Here is a 4044-nt window from a genome sequence, read left to right as displayed (position 1 = left end):
TCAAGCCCTCACCCACCGAACCGCCCGACGGCCCGTCAGCCCGTCAGCCCGACGGCCCGTCAGCCCGTCAGCCCGTCAGCCGAAGACGGCCAGACTCCTGGCCTTCCCCCGCTGTTCCTCGACGAGCGCCAGGAACCGGCTCCCGGGGCCGAACACGGCCACGGCGCCGGAGCCGGCGTACTCCTCGGGCATGTCCAGCCGCACCCCGTTGGTGAGCAGCCTGGCCCGCCGCTCGTCGACGTCCCAGCGCGGGAACGCGGCGGTGGCGGCCTCGGCGACCGGCATCACGGTCAGGTCCTGCTGGAGCTGGTCCAGCGTCCTGGCGGAGTCCAGCTTGTACGGACCGACGCGGGTGCGGCGCAGCGCGGTGAGGTGGCCGCCGACGCCCAGGCCCGCGCCCAGGTCCCGGGCGAGGGCACGGATGTAGGTGCCGGAGGAGCAGACGACGGAGACCACCAGGTCCAGCACGGGGGTGCCGTCCCCGGCGACGGCCTCACGGACGTCGTACACGGAGAACGAGGAGACGGTGACCGGACGGGCGGGGATGTCGAACTCCTCGCCCTCGCGCGCGCGCTTGTAGGAACGCACCCCGTTGATCTTGATGGCGCTGACCTTGGACGGCACCTGCATGATGTCGCCGGTCAGCTTGGCGACACCGGCGTCGACGGCCTCCCGGGGGATCCCGGAGGCGTCGGTGGAGGAGGTGATGTCCCCCTCGGCGTCGTCGGTGAGCGTGTTCTGCCCGAGCCGGACGGTGCCGACGTACTCCTTCTCGGTCAGCGCCAGGTGGCCGAGGAGTTTGGTGGCCCGTTCGACGCCGAGGACGAGGACTCCCGTCGCCATCGGGTCGAGGGTGCCGGCGTGGCCGACGCGCCGGGTGCGCGCGATGCCGCGCATCTTGGCGACGACGTCGTGCGAAGTGAAGCCCGACGGCTTGTCGACGATGACAAGGCCGTCGGGCGTGGTGTGCTTCTGGGTCATTCGGCCGTGTCGTCCGTCTCGTCGTCTTCCGGCTTGCGGTACGGGTCGGCCTCGCCGGCGTACGTGGCGCCCGCGGACGCCTGGCGCACCTCGGCGTCGGACTGGCGCGCCTTGTCGAGGAGGTCCTCGATGGCGCGTGCGGTGTCCGGCAGCGCGTCCATGACGAAGGTCAGGCTCGGTGTGAACTTCACCCCCGCCGCGCGGCCCACCTCGGAGCGCAGGACGCCCTTGGCGCTCTCCAGGCCCGCCGCGGCGGCCTTGCGCTCCTCGTCGTCCCCGTACACGGTGTAGAAGACGGTCGCCTCCCTGAGGTCACCCGTGACCCGGGTGTCCGTGATGGTGACGTGTGTGCCGAGCCGCGGGTCCTTGATCCCGCGCTGCAGCTTCTGGGCCACCACCTCTCGGATGAGGTCCGCCAGCCTGTTAGCCCGCGCGTTGTCGGCCACTGGTCCGTCTCCCGTTCTTTCCTGTCTGCGTGTCTCTGCGGCTGTGGTCGTCAGTCGTCGTCTTCACCGTGGAGGCGCCGCCTGACGGACAGCAGCTCCACTTCGGGGCGCCCGGCGACCAGCCGCTCGCACCGGTCCAGTACGTCTCTCAGGTGCCCCGTGTCGCCGGACACCATGGCCAGGCCGATGACCGCCCTGCGATGGAGGTCCATGTGATCCACCTCGGCCGCGCTCACCGCGTACTTGCGCTGGAGCTCGGCGACGATCGGGCGGACGACGGAGCGCTTCTCCTTCAGCGAATGTACGTCGCCGAGGAGGAGGTCGAAGGACAGCGTCCCCACATACATGTGTGTAACCGGTTCACCCGCCGGCACGGGATCGATGGCCCCGCCATCCGTAGTGGCAGGGACGTCAGAACCGTACATCGAAGGGGGCCCGACGATCGACGGATATTGCGCGCCCGGGGCCACCCGCGCACCGCTCCCGGGCCGCCCGCGCGTTCCGCGGACCTCCCGGAAAGCCCGGTGAGCTGCCCGGAGCGCGCCACCCGGCGGACACACGAGCCGGCGGGACCGAGGTCCCGCCGGCCGGTACTCACCGTGGGGTGTTACACCCGCGGCTTCTCGCGCATCTCGTACGTCGCGATGACGTCGTCGACCTTGATGTCGTTGAAGTTTCCGAGGTTGATACCGCCCTCGAAGCCTTCGCGGATCTCGGTGACGTCGTCCTTGAAGCGACGCAGGCCCACGATGTTGAGGTTCTCCGCGATGACCTTGCCGTCACGGAGCAAGCGCGCCTTGGTGTTGCGCTTGACCTCGCCGGAGCGGATGAGAACACCCGCGATGTTGCCCAGCTTGGAGGAACGGAAGACCTCGCGGATCTCCGCCGTACCGAGCTCGACTTCCTCGTACTCCGGCTTGAGCATGCCCTTGAGGGCCGCCTCGATCTCCTCGATCGCCTGGTAGATGACCGAGTAGTACCGGACGTCCACACCCTCGCGCTCGGCCATCTGCGCGGCACGCCCGGCGGCGCGCACGTTGAAGCCGATCACGATGGCGTCGGAGCCCATCGCCAGGTCGATGTCGGACTCCGTGACCGCACCGACGCCGCGGTGCAGGACGCGGATGTCGACCTCTTCGCCGACGTCCAGCTGGAGCAGCGAGGACTCGAGGGCCTCGACCGATCCGGACGCGTCACCCTTGATGATCAGGTTCAGCTGCTGGACCTCGCCGGCCTTGAGCACCTTGTCCAGGTCCTCCAGCGACACGCGGCGCGTGCGCTTGGCGAACGCGGCGTTGCGCTCACGGGCGGCGCGCTTCTCGGCGATCTGACGGGCCGTACGGTCCTCGTCGACGACGATGAAGTTGTCGCCCGCACCCGGGACGTTGGTCAGGCCCAGGACCTGGACCGGCGTCGACGGGCCCGCCTCGGCGACGTTGTTGCCGTTGTCGTCGAGCATGGCGCGCACGCGGCCGTAGGCGTCGCCCACCACCATCGTGTCGCCGACCCGCAGCGTGCCTCGCTGGACGAGGACCGTTGCGACGGCACCGCGGCCGCGGTCGAGCCGGGACTCGATCGAGATGCCCTGCGCGTCCTGCGTGGGGTTGGCCCGCAGGTCGAGCGAGGCGTCCGCGGTGAGGACGACGGCCTCCAGGAGGCTGTCGATGTGCAGACCCTGCTTGGCGGAGATGTCGACGAACATGGTGTCGCCGCCGAACTCCTCGGCCACCAGGCCGTACTCGGTCAGCTGACCGCGCACCTTGGTCGGGTCGGCGCCCTCGACGTCGATCTTGTTGACCGCGACGACGATCGGGACGTCGGCCGCCTTGGCGTGGTTGAGCGCCTCGACCGTCTGCGGCATGACGCCGTCGTTGGCCGCGACGACCAGGATCGCGATGTCCGTCGACCGCGCACCACGGGCACGCATGGCGGTGAACGCCTCGTGACCCGGGGTGTCGATGAAGGTGATCCTGCGCTCTTCCTCGTTGACCTCGGTCGCGACCTGGTAGGCACCGATGTGCTGGGTGATGCCGCCGGCCTCGCCCGCGATGACGTTCGTCTTGCGGATGGCGTCGAGGAGGCGGGTCTTGCCGTGGTCGACGTGACCCATGACGGTGACCACCGGCGGGCGGACGACCAGGTCCTCCTCGGACCCCTCGTCCTCGCCGAACTCCAGGTCGAAGGACTCGAGCAGCTCGCGGTCCTCCTCCTCCGGGCTGACGATCTGAACGGTGTAGTTCATCTCGCCCGCGAGGAGCTGGAGCGTCTCGTCGGAGACGGACTGGGTCGCGGTGACCATCTCGCCGAGGTTCATCATGACCGCGACGAGCGACGCCGGGTTGGCGTTGATCTTCTCCGCGAAGTCGGTGAGCGAGGCACCGCGCGACAGGCGAATGGCTTCGCCGTTGCCGCGGGGCAGCATCACACCGCCGACCGACGGGGCCTGCATGGCCTCGTACTCCTGGCGCCTCTGCCGCTTCGACTTGCGGCCGCGACGCGCGGGACCGCCGGGACGGCCGAAGGCACCCTGCGTGCCACCACGGCCACCGGGACCGCCGGGACGGCCACCGAAGCCGGGACGGCCGCCGCCGCCACCGAAGCCACCGCCGCCGGGACG

4 protein-coding genes are annotated in these 4044 nt (G+C 70.1%); all 4 read right to left on the bottom strand.

What is annotated here, in order from left to right; translation table 11 throughout:
• Positions 1-75: 75 nt before the first annotated feature.
• The gene (truB, locus tag B9S61_RS10125; RefSeq protein WP_103541968.1) at positions 76-981 is read right to left on the bottom strand and encodes a tRNA pseudouridine(55) synthase TruB; all 906 of its coding nucleotides are present in this window, start codon (positions 979-981) and stop codon (positions 76-78) included.
• The gene (gene rbfA, locus B9S61_RS10120; RefSeq protein WP_103541967.1) at positions 978-1427 is read right to left on the bottom strand and encodes a 30S ribosome-binding factor RbfA; all 450 of its coding nucleotides are present in this window, start codon (positions 1425-1427) and stop codon (positions 978-980) included. Before rbfA ends, truB begins: the two co-directional genes overlap by 4 nt.
• Before the next feature lie 50 nt (positions 1428-1477).
• Complete coding sequence (locus tag B9S61_RS10115; RefSeq protein WP_103541966.1) at positions 1478-1774, bottom strand: DUF503 domain-containing protein; 297 nt, start codon at positions 1772-1774, stop codon at positions 1478-1480.
• Positions 1775-2034: 260 nt separating this feature from the next.
• On the bottom strand, positions 2035-4044 hold a 2010-nt coding region (infB, locus tag B9S61_RS10110; protein ID WP_103541965.1), incomplete at its 5' end, for a translation initiation factor IF-2.

Origin of the sequence: Streptomyces sp. SM1, assembly GCF_002910825.1 — a bacterium.
Lineage (GTDB): Bacteria > Actinomycetota > Actinomycetes > Streptomycetales > Streptomycetaceae > Streptomyces > Streptomyces okerensis.
The sequence above is the reverse complement of the archived record's forward strand: the minus strand, read 5'-3'. Positions and strand labels throughout refer to the sequence as shown.

Bases quoted from the DNA above. Each gene is read 5' to 3' on its own strand.
- truB (WP_103541968.1), bottom strand. From the start codon at position 981: ATGACCCAGAAGCACACCACGCCCGACGGCCTTGTCATCGTCGACAAG.
- B9S61_RS10115 (WP_103541966.1), bottom strand. From the start codon at position 1,774: ATGTATGTGGGGACGCTGTCCTTCGACCTCCTCCTCGGCGACGTACAT.